Source organism: Acetatifactor muris (assembly GCF_024623325.1).
Classification (GTDB): domain Bacteria; phylum Bacillota; class Clostridia; order Lachnospirales; family Lachnospiraceae; genus Acetatifactor; species Acetatifactor muris.
Genome location: NZ_JANJZD010000005.1, coordinates 135,022 through 151,297 on the forward strand (window position 1 = coordinate 135,022; position 16,276 = coordinate 151,297).

13 protein-coding genes are annotated in these 16,276 nt (G+C 50.3%); all 13 read right to left on the reverse strand.

What is annotated here, in order from left to right; all coding sequences use genetic code 11:
- Positions 1-76: 76 nt before the first annotated feature.
- The 13 genes from ilvD to NSB25_RS06445 all read right to left on the reverse strand — a co-directional run bounded on the left by ilvD (position 77) and on the right by NSB25_RS06445 (position 16,263).
- On the reverse strand, positions 77-1,747 hold the full coding sequence (gene ilvD / locus NSB25_RS06385) for a dihydroxy-acid dehydratase (RefSeq protein WP_103238590.1): 1,671 nt from the start codon (positions 1,745-1,747) through the stop codon (positions 77-79).
- 56 nt (positions 1,748-1,803) lie between these two features.
- Complete coding sequence (gene leuB / locus NSB25_RS06390) at positions 1,804-2,889, reverse strand: 3-isopropylmalate dehydrogenase (RefSeq protein WP_103238589.1); 1,086 nt, start codon at positions 2,887-2,889, stop codon at positions 1,804-1,806.
- Positions 2,890-3,087: 198 nt separating this feature from the next.
- Positions 3,088-3,357 carry a barstar family protein gene (locus NSB25_RS06395; protein WP_207656140.1) on the reverse strand — a complete coding sequence of 90 codons (270 nt, stop codon included), beginning with the start codon at positions 3,355-3,357 and terminating at the stop codon, positions 3,088-3,090.
- A 1-nt stretch (position 3,358) separates the two neighbouring features.
- Complete coding sequence (locus tag NSB25_RS06400) at positions 3,359-3,907, reverse strand: ribonuclease domain-containing protein (protein WP_242982327.1); 549 nt, start codon at positions 3,905-3,907, stop codon at positions 3,359-3,361.
- Between the two features lie 278 nt (positions 3,908-4,185).
- The gene (yajC, locus tag NSB25_RS06405) at positions 4,186-4,446 is read right to left on the reverse strand and encodes a preprotein translocase subunit YajC (RefSeq protein WP_442864770.1); all 261 of its coding nucleotides are present in this window, start codon (positions 4,444-4,446) and stop codon (positions 4,186-4,188) included.
- A 203-nt stretch (positions 4,447-4,649) separates the two neighbouring features.
- The gene (gene tgt, locus NSB25_RS06410) at positions 4,650-5,786 is read right to left on the reverse strand and encodes a tRNA guanosine(34) transglycosylase Tgt (protein ID WP_103238587.1); all 1,137 of its coding nucleotides are present in this window, start codon (positions 5,784-5,786) and stop codon (positions 4,650-4,652) included.
- A gap of 82 nt (positions 5,787-5,868) precedes the next feature.
- The gene (gene aroC, locus NSB25_RS06415; protein WP_103238586.1) at positions 5,869-6,987 is read right to left on the reverse strand and encodes a chorismate synthase; all 1,119 of its coding nucleotides are present in this window, start codon (positions 6,985-6,987) and stop codon (positions 5,869-5,871) included.
- Between the two features lie 566 nt (positions 6,988-7,553).
- Positions 7,554-8,603, reverse strand: coding sequence for a lactonase family protein (locus NSB25_RS06420; RefSeq protein ID WP_103238584.1), 1,050 nt, complete (start codon positions 8,601-8,603; stop codon positions 7,554-7,556).
- A gap of 217 nt (positions 8,604-8,820) precedes the next feature.
- Positions 8,821-9,177 carry a hypothetical protein gene (locus NSB25_RS06425; RefSeq protein ID WP_172454969.1) on the reverse strand — a complete coding sequence of 119 codons (357 nt, stop codon included), beginning with the start codon at positions 9,175-9,177 and terminating at the stop codon, positions 8,821-8,823.
- A gap of 61 nt (positions 9,178-9,238) precedes the next feature.
- Complete coding sequence (locus NSB25_RS06430) at positions 9,239-11,134, reverse strand: alpha-amylase family glycosyl hydrolase (protein WP_103238582.1); 1,896 nt, start codon at positions 11,132-11,134, stop codon at positions 9,239-9,241.
- 316 nt (positions 11,135-11,450) lie between these two features.
- A complete protein-coding gene (locus NSB25_RS06435; RefSeq protein ID WP_103238581.1) occupies positions 11,451-11,690 on the reverse strand; it encodes a hypothetical protein in 240 nt (79 codons plus the stop codon).
- 156 nt (positions 11,691-11,846) lie between these two features.
- Positions 11,847-15,359, reverse strand: a complete 3,513-nt coding sequence (locus NSB25_RS06440; protein ID WP_242982326.1) for a DEAD/DEAH box helicase — start codon at positions 15,357-15,359, stop codon at positions 11,847-11,849.
- Between the two features lie 256 nt (positions 15,360-15,615).
- The gene (locus tag NSB25_RS06445) at positions 15,616-16,263 is read right to left on the reverse strand and encodes a TetR/AcrR family transcriptional regulator (RefSeq protein WP_103238579.1); all 648 of its coding nucleotides are present in this window, start codon (positions 16,261-16,263) and stop codon (positions 15,616-15,618) included.
- Positions 16,264-16,276: the final 13 nt, after the last annotated feature.

The window sequence follows — 16,276 nt, forward strand, 5'->3', positions numbered from 1 at the left end:
CAATCTTGATCTGTTCCGGGTTACTGTTCCTTCCATTCAGCAGCTGTCCACTGGAAAAAAGGCGAGATTCAATCACCTACCTGCCCGGGAACTCCAGCACTGCGCCGCGGTTTCCGCTGGTCACCAGCTCCCGATACCTGGACAAGTACCCTGTGGTCACTTTGGGCTCTCTGGGCTGCCATTTTGCCCGTCTCTGCGCCAGAATTTCATCGGATACCAGAATATCCAGCTTATTCTCCGGAATATTGATACTGATGATGTCCCCCTCTTCCACCAGGGCAATGGGACCGCCCACCGCCGCTTCCGGTGATACATGGCCGATAGAAGCCCCTCTGGAAGCGCCGGAAAACCGTCCGTCTGTAATCAGCGCCACGCTGGAACCCAGGCCCATGCCGGCAATGGCGGAAGTGGGATTCAGCATCTCTCTCATACCCGGACCGCCTTTGGGTCCTTCGTACCGAATCACCACCACGTCTCCGGCCACAATCTTACCGCTCTTGATGGCATCAATGGCATCCTCTTCGCAGTCGAATACCCTGGCAGGCCCCTGATGCACCAGCATCTCAGGTACCACAGCAGAGCGTTTCACCACACCGCTGTCGGGAGCCAGATTTCCTTTCAGGATGGCGATGCCGCCGGTCTCGGAATAGGGATTCTCCGCGGTCCGGATTACTTCCGGATTCAGATTCCTGCAGTTCGCTATATTTTCTCCGATGGCAGTTCCGTTTACAGTCATGCAGTCCAGATTCAGCAGATTCTTTTTCGTCAGCTCATTCATCACCGCATAGACACCGCCTGCTTCGTTCAGGTCCTCCATATAAGTGGGACCTGCAGGCGCCAGATGACACAGATTGGGGGTCTTCGCCGACAGCTCATTGGCAATGTCAAGATTCAGATCCACCCCTGCTTCCCTGGCAATGGCAGGGATATGCAGCATGGTATTGGTGGAGCAGCCCAGAGCCATATCCACAGTCAGCGCATTCATGAACGCTTCCTCTGTCATAATATCACGGGGTTTGATATCCTTTTCCACCAGCTCCATAATCTTCATACCGGCATGTTTCGCCAGACGGATACGCTCCGAGTAAACAGCCGGGACGGTACCGTTGCCCTTCAGTCCCATACCGATGGCCTCTGTGAGACAGTTCATGGAATTCGCCGTATACATGCCGGAACAGGACCCGCAGGTAGGGCATACCTTTTCTTCATATTCACAGAGCTCCTCCATGGTCATGGTGCCGGCAGCCACACTGCCCACCGCCTCGAACATGGAGGACAGACTCTTCTTCTGTCCGTGCACACGGCCGGCCAGCATGGGACCGCCGGAAACGAAGATGGTGGGAATATTTACCCTTGCCGCCGCCATCAGCAGTCCGGGCACATTTTTATCACAGTTGGGAATGCACACCAGACCGTCAAAGCCGTGGGCCAGGGCCATACACTCCGTGCTGTCTGCAATCAGATCTCTGGTCACCAGAGAATATTTCATCCCCACATGTCCCATGGCTATCCCGTCGCATACCGCAATGGCCGGAAACATCACCGGCGTACCGCCCGCCATGGCCACGCCCAGCTTCACCGCCTCGGCAATCTTATCCAGGTTCATATGGCCGGGAACTATTTCATTATAAGAACATACAATGCCGATTAACGGACGCTGTCTCTCCTCCTCCGTATAACCCAATGCATTGAACAGACTTCTGTGGGGGGCCTGAGCCGTACCCTTTTTTACCGAATCACTTCTCATTTTCTTCACCTTTCTGAAATGCAATACCTTTATGAACGTAATCTATTGACTTCTGTTTACCGAATCCGCTCCGCCAGCAGATCGCCCATTTTACTGCAGCCAACCTTCTCACAGCCCTGAGAATAGATATCTCCGGTGCGGTAGCCGTCGGTCAGTACCTGCTTCACTGCTCTCTCTATGGCATCCGCCTCCCTGTCCAGGTCAAAACTGTAACGCAGCATCATGGCGGCACTTAAGACCGTGGCTATGGGATTCGCAATATCCTTCCCGGCAATATCCGGCGCGGAGCCATGGCTGGGCTCATAGAGGCCGAATTTGCTGTCATTCAGGCTGGCACTGGCGAGCATCCCGATGGAGCCGGTCACCATGCTGGCCTCGTCGGAAAGAATGTCTCCGAACATATTTTCCGTGAGAATTACATCGAACTGGGCCGGATCCTTCACCAGCTGCATGGCACAGTTGTCCACCAGCATATGCTCCAGCTTCACCTCCGGGTAGTCCTTCGCCACCTCTTCCACCACTTTTCTCCAGAGTCTGGAAGAATCCAGCACATTTGCCTTGTCCACGCTGGTCACTTTCTTCCGGCGCTTCATGGCGATGTCAAATCCTTTGATGGCAATACGGCGAATCTCATTCTCATCATAGGTCAGGGTATCCACAGCCTTCATCACGCCGTTTTCTTCGAAAGTCTTCCTCTCTCCGAAATACAGGCCCCCTGTCAGCTCCCGCATAATCATCATGTCAAAGCCGGCTTTGCTGATTTCTTCCTTCAGCGGGCAGGCCCCTGCCAGTTCGTCATACAGCACGGCCGGACGCAGATTGGCGAACAGATTCAGCGCTTTTCTAATGGCCAGCAGACCTGCTTCCGGACGCAGATTGGGCGGAAGTTTATACCAGGGAGAAGTGGTGGTATCCCCGCCGATAGAACCCATCAGCACCGCATCCGCCGCCTTCGCCTTCGCCACTGCTTCCTCTGTCAGCGGCACGCCGTGTACGTCAATAGACGCACCTCCCATAAGAATATCTTCGAAAATAATTTTATGTCCATATACAGAAGCAGTCTTCTCCAGCACCTTCTTCGCTTCCGCTATAATCTCCGGCCCGATACCGTCGCCGGGAATACATGTGATATGTAATTCCATACTCTTCCGTCCTTTCTGTCAGACAGTACACTCTGCTGCCTTTTCATCTACGCTTTTGCGTTCTCCGGTTCCAATATTCCGCGCTGCAAAAGCATTTCTTATTATAATAACTGATTCAGAAGTAAATAGCAACAAAATATTATGAAGAATCAAGGGGAAGCATAACAGAAGTGTGATTATATTACAGGAGAAAATACTTCACTCAAACCGACAGGATATTCCGGAATTCTCCGCCGCGGCCGAGGACAAAACCCGCCTCAAGGCCCTGGCATACCCGCCCAGATGCGCTTCCAGAACGCTTTCATGCCGAACCTGAATCTCCGCCTCCTCCCGCATCTCTGTCAGGCAGTCGTACAGAGCATCCAGATTCCCGCCGTACCATTCCGGAAGTTTCAGTCCCTCCGCCAGAATCTCATGAAGCATTTCCCTGTCTGTGATTTTTTCTCCGTCTATGACACATAGATACATTTTATTCTTCTCCATACAAAAGTTCAAAGGACTGGTAATGGTCTTCCGTATAGCTGCGCCCTTCTTTCTCCGGCAGCAGCCCTTCGTAATTACCAAACCGGCTTCCCCCAATGCATTTTCCAGGCGCATAGGGCTCCAGAGATCCTCCCGGCCATCCCAGCTTTTCCGCCTCCTTTTTCGTGATGTAATTGTCCGGCAGATGACCATACAGATAAATGTATAGCGCCACATCCTCCTTTGACGAATATTCTCCATCCTCCGGTAATGTGTCGTCTGTCTCCCTGCCAGATTCTTCTGCATTTTCCTCCGGGATCTCTGCATCCTCAGCAGTCCCCCAGTCAAAACTGTCTGCCGTATCGTCATAAGATTCCTTCGTCAGACTTTCTCCCCGGCCTTCCGGGACAGTTTCGGCAGCAGTCTGCCGTACCGTCTCATGCAAAGCTTCCCCCGACTCCGCCGCCTGCGAAGCGCCATGGCCGACACCGTTCCCGCAGCCGGCCAGAAGGATTACCGTCAGCATTACTGTCAATAGTCTAAAATATTTTTTCATTGTTGTCTCCTGTCAGATATATGGTGTCAAAACCTGTAAATATTTACTTTCTCCAGTCATCCACAAATGTCATACAGTAATTAAACAGCATGGAATACTGCTGTATGTACTTTATCAAGTTTAAAACATACTGATAACATGACTTTTATATTTTACATCATCAATATGGAAAAAACAAGATGAAAAAAGACCGGCATCTGAACACACCGGTCTCTCATTTCCTATTCAGTTGTATAACAGCTCCTGCTCTCCATCCATCACATCTGTCTGTCGAAGTCTCAGTTCTCCCCGGGCTTCTCCACACGGTTGATGGCCGATTTTTCCATGGGAATACGACAGTTCTTGTTGCTGCCGAACTCTACAATCACCATGTCATCATTGATGTCAATCACAATTCCGTAAAAGCCCGAAGTAGTCAGCACACAGTCGCCGATTTCCAGCGCCGAAATCATGGCTGCAACTCTCTTTTTCTCCTTGCTCTGGGGACGCATCAGGAAAAACCACATGGCGCCAATGACGACAGCATACATAAGAACCATACTGATCAGGCTGATTCCCCCCGCCGCGGGATCTGGCGCTGCATCTAATAAAATACCCATTTTTTCCTCCATTCCGACTAAATGTCTGTACCGGTAAACTGTCCGTTCTGCCTTCGCCGTTCGAACCGTTCCCTCTGCTGAAATGTTTTCCGCTCAAATTCCATTGTCATGAAACCACAATAGGTATCATACACAAAAAAGCCTTATTGGTCAAGGGGATTTATTCCTGTCAGCTTCCGTTTTTTGTACTCCGCAAATCTGCCCTCATCCAGCGCATCCCGGATTTCTTCCATCATGGTATTGTAAAAGTATAAATTGTGAAGTACACAGAGCCGCATCCCCAACATTTCCTTTGCCTTCAGCAAATGGCGGATATAGGCTCTGGAATACCGTCTGCATGCCGGACAGCCGCAGCCTTCCTCAATGGGTCTGTCATCCAGCTCATATTTTGCATTGAACAGATTGATTTTTCCCTGATTGGTGTATAAATGTCCATGTCGGCCGTTCCTGGTGGGATAGACGCAGTCAAAGAAGTCAATTCCCCGCTCCACCCCCTCCAGAATATTGGCTGGTGTCCCCACCCCCATCAGATAAGCAGGCTTGTCCTTCGGCAGAAAGGGAACCACCTGGTCCAGAATGTGGTACATCTCTTCATGAGTTTCCCCCACTGCCAGGCCTCCCACCGCATAACCGTCCAGCTCCATCTCCGAGATTCTCTTCGCGTGTTCAATCCGGATATCGGGATATATCGCACCCTGATTAATCCCAAAAAGCAGCTGTTCCCGATTGATGGTATCCTCCAGGCTATTTAAACGCGCCATCTCTTTTTTACAGCGCTCCAGCCATCTGGCCGTGCGGTCCACCGACGCCTGTACATAACTTCTGTCCGCCCTGCTGGGCGCACATTCGTCAAATGCCATGGCAATAGTCGAGCCCAGATTGGACTGAATCTGCATACTCTCTTCCGGCCCCATGAAAATCTTCCGTCCGTCGATGTGCGAACGAAAGTAAACGCCTTCCTCTTTGATTTTCCGCAGGCCAGCCAGAGAAAATACCTGAAAGCCTCCGGAATCCGTGAGTATGGGTCTGTCCCAGGACATAAATTTATGCAGCCCGCCCAGCTGTCTGATGATTTTATCTCCCGGGCGCACATGCAGATGATAGGTATTGGACAGTTCCACCTGGGTCTTAATCTGCTCCAGATCCGAGGTGGCCACAGCACCCTTGATGGCAGCCACGGTCCCCACATTCATAAATAAAGGAGTCTGTACTGTCCCGTGAACAGTCTCAAGCTCCGCCCTTTTTGCCCGCCCTTCCTGTTTTAAAATACGATAACGCATCTATCGCCATCCTCCCTGTTATTCAGTCTGACCTCACAGCCCCCGCGCTGTGCTTCCCGTCTCACAGACCCGGGGAAGCAGGTCATAAAACCTGCTTTCCCCCAAAACCATAGAATGCTGTGAGGTTCTCCATCCTGGCGGACAGATTCAGCATCATGGCATCCAGCACCGTAAGCGCCGTCATACACTCCATCACCACCACGGCTCTGGGTACAATCACCGGGTCATGACGCCCCTTAATTTTGATCTCCATGCTTTCACCGGACTGACTGACAGTCTGCTGTGTCCGAAAAATGGAGGGTGTTGGTTTCACATAGGCCCGAACCACAATGGTATCCCCGTCGCTGATACCGCCCAGAATTCCGCCTGCATGGTTGGAAACTTTCACAGCCTTCCCTTCTCTCATCTGAAAGCTGTCATTATTTTCACTTCCCCTGTGTCTCGACACCTCATGACCGTCTCCGATTTCCACTGCCTTTACCGCCCCTATGGACATAACGGCTTTGGCCAGATTCGCATCCAGCTTCTCAAAGACAGGGTCCCCGATCCCTCCGGGAAGACCTTCTACCAGACATTCCATACAGCCGCCCACAGAGTCCATGTCATGTCTCACATCCTCAAGATACGCCACAGCCGCTGCATCTGCCTGTCTGTCCGGCATGGCAGTGGGGGTCTCCAGAGCTGCCTGCCTGTCAAATCCGGACATATCCGCCTCCACCGGGCCGATAGAACGGGTGTAGGCACACACTGTGATTCCCAGCTTCTTCAATATCTTACAGGCAATTGCGCCGGCCGCCACACGGCCTACTGTCTCCCTTCCGGAAGACCTGCCGCCGCCCCGATAATCCCGAAACCCGTATTTCCTGTCAAAAGTATAATCCGCGTGTCCGGGACGATAGCAGGAGGCAATCTCACTGTAGTCTCCGGAAATCTGAGAAGTATTACGTATCATCAGAGAAATCGGTGTCCCCGTGGTGCGTCCCTCAAATACGCCGGACAGAATTTCCACACTATCCGCTTCCTTCCGGGGTGTGGCAATCCCGGTTGCTCCCGGTTTACGTCTGTCAAGATAAAGCTGAATATCCCTTTCTTCCAGTTCCAGCCCGGCCGGACATCCGTCTACCACCACGCCCAGCGCTTTCCCGTGAGATTCTCCCCATGTTGTAATCCTGAAAACAGTACCATATGTGGAACCTGCCATTTTTTCCTCCTAATTTAGTCGCTGCGCGACAGCTCTAAAGGATAAAGTCTCTTCGGCGCACACCTCAGGAGAGGAATTTTCATTCGAAAATACTCTCCTGAAAATTCCTCTCGTGCGCCTTTGTGACTTTATCATCCATAATTTCCAGTTCCGCTGCAGCCCCTTCAGTACCTGAATTATGGGCAGAGAACTTCCGGACGCATATTGCGCGTCCGTAAGTCCTCTGGGCACTGAACGGGCCGCTGCTGTTTAGTCGCTGCGCGACGGCTCTAAATTGCCGCATACGGCAATTGGATAAAGTCTCTTCGGCGCACACCTCAGGAAAGAAATTTTCACTCGATAGTGCTCTCATGAAAATTCCTCTCGTGCGCCTTTGTGACTTTATCATCCGTAATTTCCAGTTCCGCAGCAGCCCCTTCAGTACCTGATTATGGGCTGAGAACTTCCGGACGCATATTGCACGTCCGTAAGTCCTCTGGGCACTGAACGGGCCGCTGCTGTTTAGTCGCTGCGCGACGGCTCTAAATCGCCGCATACGGCAATTGGATAAAGTCTCTTCGGCAATTTTACAGCTTATGAAAGGTAATGCAGTTGGGCACATCCACCCGAATGGGCGGTCCGTTCATAATCATGGTACCATTCTCCGCATTCACCCGGAAAAATGTCATGTCATTGGTCTCATGATTCAGGGAGACCAGGAATTTATTGTTGGGGAACAGGCTGGCGTCCTTCGGATACTCCCCGCCCACCGGCAGACAGAAGATCTGGGTGAGATTTCCCGTCTCTTCGTTTACCTCATACAGTACCACTGAATTGTCCCCGGCATTGGAGCTGAGCAGGTATCTGTGGTCGTCAGAAAAGGTAAGCGCACTGGCGGCATTGTAGCTGCCCATCTCTCCACGGCAGGTCTTCACCGTCTGAAGCTTTTCGAACACAGGCTGATTCTTTTTGTCCTCATAGGAATATACATCAATATAACATTTACATTCATGCACAATGTAAATAAAACGTCCGTCTTTCGAAATCTTGATGTGTCTTGGCGCAGATTCCAGTTCGCTTCTGATAATATCTGCAAGCATCACCTTTCCCATCGACGCGTCAAAACGATATACATTTACATGGTCCATCCCCTGGTCCGCCACCAGCAGATATTTATTATCATGGGTCATTCTCGCGCAGTTTATATGGGGTCTGAAATTGCGCTCCGCCACACTGCCCAGCCCTTTATGGTAAATTTCATCCGTGATATCTCCTATGGCCCCGTCTTTCCCCAGCTTCAGAACAGTCAGCTTCCCGTCATGGTAGCCCGCCACAAACAGATATCTGTCTGTATAATCTGTGGAGACATAACAGCCTCTCATCCCGTTAATAGAAGCGAAATTCAGGAATTCCAGGCTGCCGTCCTCCAATATCTCATAGGCTTCCACTCCAAAATCCGTTATGGAATATAAGTATTTCCCGTTATGAGAAATGGTCACATAGGAAGAATTGGTAATCTCCACCTTATCCTTCTCAATAAATCTTCCCCGTTCCATATCCACATCATATATCTTTATCCCGTTTTTGTCCCCTCTTGTGTAAGTGGAAACATAAGCAACATACTTTTCCTTCTCCATCAGAAAGCCCTGCCTTTCGCTATATTATATCCGGTACGCCGGTTTTCTCCTGATCCAATCCGAAAGCCCGCATTCGTATTCTCTATTATACCACACCCCTTTGCCACTTTAAATACTTTTTCCGAAAAAACAAAAACAAGGCGGTCAACCTTGTTGCGGGACCGCCTTTTACATTATTCATGATACCGGAATACCCACAGAGTCCGGATTCTGTTCTTTATGATTCACAGTCCTCTCTGTCGTCATGGTGCGGGAATTTCGGATAATCCTGCCAGGGAGGCGGTATCAGACCGATATCGCAGCTCTCTCTTTCATTCTGCTCACAGTCACAGGGCTTCTTATCACAGCAGGGCTTTTCTTCTCTGCAGCAGGTTCTCTCTTCTCTGCAGCCGCAGTCATCAGGCATCCTGTCGGGCTTTCTTCTGCAGGGATCCTTCGGAGGACATTTTCTCCCGGGAAGATTCCCCCCGCATTCTCTGCAGCAGTTACCGTCATTCCCTGCTCTGCAGCCGCAGGAATTGTTTCCCCATCCGCCGCAGCAGCCAAGCAGCAGTATCAAAATCAAGCAGTTCATAGTTATCTCCATATGATGTGTTTATGGTATCATATGCAGACGAAAAAGCAAAGGTGCACGGTCACTTTTCAACGGTTCCCCGGGCTTTCTTCTCCTTCACCGGGACAGAGACATACACCTGAATGCTTCTGGGTGCGATGTTCCTCTGCCATTCCGAATTTTCTTCCTCCCGCAGATCTGTCTTCGTTCCGATTCCGTTCTCCGTGGAAAAAGCCGCCTCCCATTTCATCCCTTTGGGCAGTCTGGGCAGCGCCAGCTTGTGGCTCTCCCAATGCATGTTCATGGCGATATAGAGGAAGGTATCGTCGCTTCCGCTGCCGGATTTCGCATATTTTCCGCAGAGCATGATACCCACATGTCTGCAGCCGTTTTCCGTCTGGGGCTGCCATGCATATTTCCCGTGATACGACAGATCCGGGTAACCACAGGCCAGATAATCCATCAGACGCAGTTCCCGATCCGGGTGCAGAATGGGATGCCTGTGTCGGAATGCGATCAGCAGTTTCCAGAATTCCAGTATTTCAGCATTTTTCTTCGCATCTTTCCAGTCCAGCCAGGCTACCGCATTATCCTGACAATACGGATTGTTATTCCCTTTCTGAGAATTGGCAAATTCATCCCCCATGAAAATCAGCGGCGCGGACTGTGAGAGCAGAAGCAGACACATGGCATTTTTCATCTGTTTTATCCGGAGCTTCTTCACACTCTGTCTGCGGCTTGTCCCTTCCTCTCCGCAGTTCCAGCTGGCATTGTAATCATTTCCGTCCCTGTTTTCCTCTCCGTTGGTTTCATTGTGCTTATAATCGTAAGACACCATATCTGCCAGGGTGAGTCCAAAATAATTTGTCAGATAATGAATGTCTCCCGCCTTTTCCGGGATATGCCGCATGTGGTAGAGCACACTGCCCAGCATATTTCCATCACCCTTCAGGAATTTGCGCATTTCATAATACCAGGTATCATTATATTCCCCAAGATGTGGGTACAGCGGCTGCTCTGCCTTTCCGTAAATCCGCGCTGTGTCAAAATGGCAGTACCACAATTTCGTATCTGCCAGCAGATCATCGGACGCCAGTAAATCTATGGGAAGATCTTCTCCCAGCAGGTGAAAACCATCCACATGATATGCCTTCACCCAGTAATGAAGAATTGGCGCGATTTCATTTTGATTGACATCACCGGGAAAATAAAACTGCATCACCAGCTCCATTCTCTCTTCATGAAGCGCCCTGACCAGCTCTCTGAATTCCCGGGGTGCATCCTCTGCGGCCGCATATGCAGCCTTCGGCGCATAATAATATCCCCTTTTATATCCCCAGTAATTTAACCTGCCCGCTGAGGTCTCTTCCATAATCCCAAATGGCGTCATCAGAGGAAGTCTCTGTTCCTCCTCCTTCAGCGGAACCTCCATAAACTCATAGGCCGGCTGCAGTTCCAGGGTAGTGACGCCGATTTCTTTCAGATAGGGAATCTTCTCCCTGATTCCCGAAAAGGTTCCTCTGTCCCGCACACCGGAAGAGGCATGTCTGGTAAATCCCCGCACATGCAGACAATATCCGATCATCTGACTGTAGGGAATGCGCGGGAGACAGTCTTCTCCCCAGTCAAATTCTCCTGTGTCAAATCCGGCTTTCAGATCCGCAATGCTTCTTTCTCTGCCGTATCCTGTTCTCTGTGGAAAGACTTTCGCCCGTTCATCCGGAACAAGCCTGTCCTCTTCATAGAACAGATAAGTGTTCGTCTTTACATCTATATTCTCCACGATCCTGCAGTATACATATCCGGTTCTGTCTTTTTCGGTAAAAGGAATTTTCTTCAGCAGTCTGCCTGTTCCCCTGTCATACAACATGATTCCGCAGGACGCCGTCCTGGACACAAAAGAAAAACACACACTCTCTCCTTCTGCGCGGTCGTTCATGGGATAAGGCTTCATCTGCAAGTTGTCATTTTCTGTCATCGCTTTCCCTCCATGCCGCGGGAGTCCACGTATCCCCGCGTTTCGTATCATATTGTCAAGATCTGCCCTGTCTGTTGATAGAAAATATGACGCAACCGTTCGATGCTCTGTCCGAACTGTCACAATACGCCGACAATTCGGTCAGATATCTGAATTGTTGCGGCCTATAAGCTGATAAGTGAAAAAACAGCTCTCTGAAAGAGATACCGTTACTATATTACCACATATTTCCCACAATAAAAAGACCTTAAATAAAAAAACCGGGAATGTTCCAGACACTCCCGATTCCTGCAGATATTTCATATAAATGTTCGCGTCAGGAAGCCGCTTCCTCCCTGCGCTCCAGGTACTGCTGCAGCACTTCCGCCACTTCTTCCGGTTCCAGCCCTGCCTCTTCTATGATGTCGCTCACAACCTCCAGTTCCTTTCGTCTCTTTTCCTGATACATTTCTTCCAGCTCTCTCTGCTCCGACTCCAGACGAGTTGTCAGTGCCTCAATCAATTCCATCTTTGCAGCAATCTTCTCCTCGAGAGTCTTGCGTTGTCCTCTTGCCATACACGTCTCCTTTCACAGGATTGTCTGCGGCGGTCCGGAAATTATTATCAGGCCGCCGATTCTCTTCTTACCCGTCGTCAATCCTTTTTAACAGTATATGGACAAGTCTGGAAAAATATGTATATTTTTTCAGAAAATAAATAAAAGAGCTTATCTTCAGAGAAGACTCAGGAAATCTTCTTTGGTCATACCGCCAAGCTGCCCGGCATCTCCCTGAATAATCTGGTCCGAAAGCGCTCTCTTGCTCTCCTGAAGCGCCTGGATCCGCTCTTCGATGGTCCCCTTGGCAATCAGCCTGTAAACCACCACCACCTTTGTCTGTCCAATGCGGTGAGTGCGGTCTGTCGCCTGATTCTGCACCGCCAGATTCCACCAGGGATCATAGTGAATCACCACATCCGCTCCTGTCAGATTCAATCCCACACCGCCTGCCTTCAGGGAGATCAGAAACACTTTCGTGTCATCTCTGTTGAAAGCTTTCACAAGCTCCAGACGCTTTTCCTTCGGTGTGGCTCCCGTGATGGTATAGAAGCTGATTTTCTCCTCTTCCATACGGCGGGCTATCACTTCCAGCATGGAGGTAAACTGTGAGAAAAGCAGTATTTTGTGACCGCCTTCCACCGCACTCTGTACCAGGTCAATGCAGGCTTCCAGCTTGGCGGATTCTCCCCCGTAATTTTCAAAGCAAAGTCCGGGATCACAGCAAATCTGCCGCAGTTTCGTCAGTTCCGCCAGAATCTGTATTTTGTTCTTCTGGAACTCCCGGGCGTCCTGCATGACAATTTTCTGTTTCATATGAACTACCTGGGCGTCATATAGTTTCTGCTGCGTCTCTTCAAATCTGACATACCGGTTCTCTTCCAGCTTCTCCGGAAGGTCCTTCAGTACATTTTCCTTCATTCTGCGGAGAATAAAAGGCCCTGTCATTCTCTGCAGCCTCTTCAGCGCAGACTGATCCTCATTGCGCACAATGGGCGATTCGAACTCATTTCGAAATACATCATATCCGTACAGATACCCCGGAATCAGAAAGTCAAATATACTCCACAGTTCGCTGAGACGATTTTCAATGGGGGTTCCCGTCAGAGCATAGCGCACACTGCTTTTCACCGCTTTAACCGCTTTGGCCGCCGCAGTGGTATGATTCTTGATATATTGCCCCTCATCTATAATCTGGTAATAAAATGCCTTATCTTCATAATATTCAATATCTCTCTTCAACAGATCATAGGAAGTTATCAGTACGTCAAACTCCCCGTACCGCTCCAGCTTTCCTCTCCGCTCCTCCTGATTTCCCGTGATAAAGCCATAGGAAAGCTCCGGGGTATAACTTCGTATCTCCTCTCCCCAGTTGAAGACCAGGGAGGCCGGCGCGATCACAAGTGAAGTCCCCTTTTTCCCTTCCAGCTTTGCGGAAAGCAGCACTGCCAGCACCTGCAGTGTCTTACCCAGCCCCATGTCATCCGCCAGAATGCCTCCCAGACGATATTCCTCCAGTGTCCGAAGCCAACGATAGCCGTTCTTCTGGTATCCCCGCATGATTCCGGACAGAGAGGCCGGCTCCTCAAAATCCGCGTCATTCACCGTCTTAAAGTCCTTCACCATCTCCCGGAAATAGCTGTCTCTGCTGCTGTATATCTCCTGGTTTTTCTCCAGCAGCTTATCCAGATACAGCGCGCGGTACAGAGGAAGTCGGACATTGCCCTTCATCAGCTCTTTGGGAGACATCCGCAGTATATCCACCATTTCCGTCAGGGTCTGCAGCGCGCCTTCTTCGTCCAGGCTCAGGAAATCTCCGTTTTTCAGCCGGTAATATTTTCTCTTCTGACGATAGCTTTTCAGGATATCCAGCAGTTCTTCGGGGGGTACATCCTGGGTGGAAATATTCAGATTCAGCAGATTCCTGGAGACGGATATCCCCACGGCCAGCCTCACCCTGCGCCCCACATTCAGATTGCTGAATCGCCTGGTACACTGCACTTCCCCCAGGGAAAGAAGTGCATCCACACCCTTGTCCAGCACCTGATACATCCGCTCTTCTTCCCGTCCGCAATGTCTCTCCTGTCTGTCGGCGTCCCAGTAGGGAAACCACTGACTCACCAGAAACATAGTCTCCGACTCCCTTATTCTCTCCCGGAAGGACTCCAGCGGCACCTTCGGCTGACCTTCCCCGGCAAAATCCGGCACGGGAAATTCTGTTTCCCCATATCTTGCAGCCACCCGGCAGGTCATATTGTGCTCCTCCGCGTCCAGATAAAATACAAAGCGGGCCTCCGGCGGAAGATAAGACGCAATCTCCTCCGCGTTCTCTTCCATCACATCCACCACCCCTTCCAGCTGAGGCAGCACGGAATAGTAAAACTGTGACAGATTGTTTCTTCCCACCTGAAAGGTCAGCGAACCGTCTCTGCAGAACTGTGCCACGGTGCGCACCTTCTTCTGAAATTCCTCCTCCAGCCTGCAAAAGGCGTCTTCACACAGATAGTAAGCAGTTCCCACACCGTAAAACAATTGAGGCATACGACAGTCAACCGTTATTCCGTGAAAGCTTCTCCGGACGCCAAAATCATTCTTGCGGATGGTCATGGAGACTCTGGGATTCCGCTCCCCCGTCCGCAGCTGCGCCTTCGTCTTTCTCTCACTGTCCCTGTCCTCGAACTCGAATTCCTCCCCCTGCACCAGACGATAGAACTCGTCCAGCCTCCAGCCGAAAAGTGTAAACTCTCCGATTTTGGAAGCCGCTTTTTTGGAGTAACTGTGGGCTTCGATCATCCTCCTCTCGAAGGCCAGTTCCTCCTTCACGATTCTTCCGATAAATTCTATCCACTTACGGGATTTCTCCATAAAATTGTCAATGCCATGGCTGAATTCCGTATTGCTGCCGTACGCTGCCGTTTTAGACTCCTGGACATTCTGATAAAACTCAAAAAGGTCCTTCACCACAAAAAGTTTACGCTCTCCCACCTTGAAAGAAATCGCCAGGTCGCCGTTTTTCATAATCATTCTGGGAATCAGCGTCAGACTTTCATTCCTCCCCATGGTATCGGATACCACATTGTTGGCCCGCTGCTCTGAAAAAGCCCGGATCAGTTTAATGCCCCGCACATCCGTGGCGTCACCCAGACTTTTTTCCTTCAGATAATCCTGTACCAATGTCATAAATGCCGCCAGATACCCACAGTAATCTCTCCTGTAATATCTGCTGTAATAGTGCTTCCTGCAGTCTGCACACTGGCACTCCGCGAACAGAACGGAATCCCGGTCAAAAACTATATGAATGGGAAAATTGGTTTTCCCCTCGGTGCCTCCCCCTACAGCTTCCCCCACGGTTTCGCTTTTACCGCTCATATATCCGCTTTCCACGCTGCGCAGCCGCACTTTATTCTCCTGGTTCAGCGCCTCTCCTTTTCGAATAACCGCCTGCGTCAGTTCCATATTCTTCCATATGGCATCACAGTCAAAATACCGGTATTGAGAATGCGTCATATAGTCTGCCAGACTTCGCTCTGCCTTTTCGGAAGAAGCGCTCTCCTCTTCCTGACGGTTCAGTACTATGTACTCCTGCTGTGCTGCCGTCACTTCCGCTTCCGTCTGTTCTCCCTTTTCCAATGCCTCATCCCTGTCATTATCCGGTCCGTTTTTCATTTGTTCTTTCCTGCGTCTGCCCATTAATCTTCTTCCCTTTCCCTGAATTCCGGCCCAATACCTGCTATTCATTATAGCGTTTTTTCATACCGGATGCAAGATTTTTACAATGTGAAAAGGCCCCGGCTTTCACCGTGACCTTTTCACTATTTCTTATGAGGGGGGAGATAGTGAGTTCATCAACTATCTGATATTTATCTTACAAAAGAATTGTGTCCAAAGTGTGTCTATTTTCTAAATTAAAATCTAAAAAAGTTTAAAACTGAGATAAACCCGGCCGTCAGTCTGCGGTGCCTGCAGTACTCCCCAGCTCGTTCAAAATGCCCTGAGAGGCCAGCATCTTAATCCTCTCAAGATTCGGGGAAAAGCATTCGTCCGTCACTGCGGCGAACACATAGGTCAGCAGATGTGCAAACACACTGAACACCATATATTCCATGGGGATATCTCCCCGCAGTTCTCCACGCTCCACTCCCCGCCGCAGGATTTTCCCAAATATATTCACCGGCTGATAGGCGGCAAAGGATTCAGAATTCAGCTTTTCCCGAACCATCCTGCTGAACTCTGAATTATCCGTCATCATGTGCACGAATCGCAGAAAGCAGTTCAGGCGCATATCCTTTTGCCGGATCACTTCCATCACAAAAGAAAACTGTTCCTGAAAGCTCGCCTTCTCTTCCAGAGTACTTTTCAGCCAGTCAAAACTCCATTTTATCTGATATACCACAGCACAGGCCACAAGCTCCTCTTTGGAGTCAAAATACTCGTATGCCGTTCCTTTCCCGATTCCTGCTCTCTCCGTGATGGCGGAGACGCGCATGCCAGATGCGTCCATCCCCTCCTCCAACATCTCAATCACGGCCCCGTACATCTGCCGCACCTTCGGCGGCACCTGACTGATATCCTCCAAACCGTTGATTTTTCCCATAATTTTCTCTCCT

What these genes read in the sequence shown, in the direction of transcription:
- NSB25_RS06445 (WP_103238579.1), bottom strand. Translation starts at nt 16,263, where the DNA reads ATGGGAAAAATCAACGGTTTGGAGGATATCAGTCAGGTGCCGCCGAAG.
- yajC (WP_442864770.1), bottom strand. Translation starts at nt 4,446, where the DNA reads ATGGTTCTTATGTATGCTGTCGTCATTGGCGCCATGTGGTTTTTCCTG.
- NSB25_RS06435 (WP_103238581.1), bottom strand. Translation starts at nt 11,690, where the DNA reads ATGGCAAGAGGACAACGCAAGACTCTCGAGGAGAAGATTGCTGCAAAG.
- tgt (WP_103238587.1), bottom strand. Translation starts at nt 5,786, where the DNA reads ATGCGTTATCGTATTTTAAAACAGGAAGGGCGGGCAAAAAGGGCGGAG.
- NSB25_RS06420 (WP_103238584.1), bottom strand. Translation starts at nt 8,603, where the DNA reads ATGGAGAAGGAAAAGTATGTTGCTTATGTTTCCACTTACACAAGAGGG.
- NSB25_RS06440 (WP_242982326.1), bottom strand. Translation starts at nt 15,359, where the DNA reads ATGGGCAGACGCAGGAAAGAACAAATGAAAAACGGACCGGATAATGAC.
- aroC (WP_103238586.1), bottom strand. Translation starts at nt 6,987, where the DNA reads ATGGCAGGTTCCACATATGGTACTGTTTTCAGGATTACAACATGGGGA.
- NSB25_RS06425 (WP_172454969.1), bottom strand. Translation starts at nt 9,177, where the DNA reads ATGAACTGCTTGATTTTGATACTGCTGCTTGGCTGCTGCGGCGGATGG.
- NSB25_RS06395 (WP_207656140.1), bottom strand. Translation starts at nt 3,357, where the DNA reads ATGTATCTATGTGTCATAGACGGAGAAAAAATCACAGACAGGGAAATG.
- leuB (WP_103238589.1), bottom strand. Translation starts at nt 2,889, where the DNA reads ATGGAATTACATATCACATGTATTCCCGGCGACGGTATCGGGCCGGAG.
- NSB25_RS06430 (WP_103238582.1), bottom strand. Translation starts at nt 11,134, where the DNA reads ATGACAGAAAATGACAACTTGCAGATGAAGCCTTATCCCATGAACGAC.
- ilvD (WP_103238590.1), bottom strand. Translation starts at nt 1,747, where the DNA reads ATGAGAAGTGATTCGGTAAAAAAGGGTACGGCTCAGGCCCCCCACAGA.
- NSB25_RS06400 (WP_242982327.1), bottom strand. Translation starts at nt 3,907, where the DNA reads ATGAAAAAATATTTTAGACTATTGACAGTAATGCTGACGGTAATCCTT.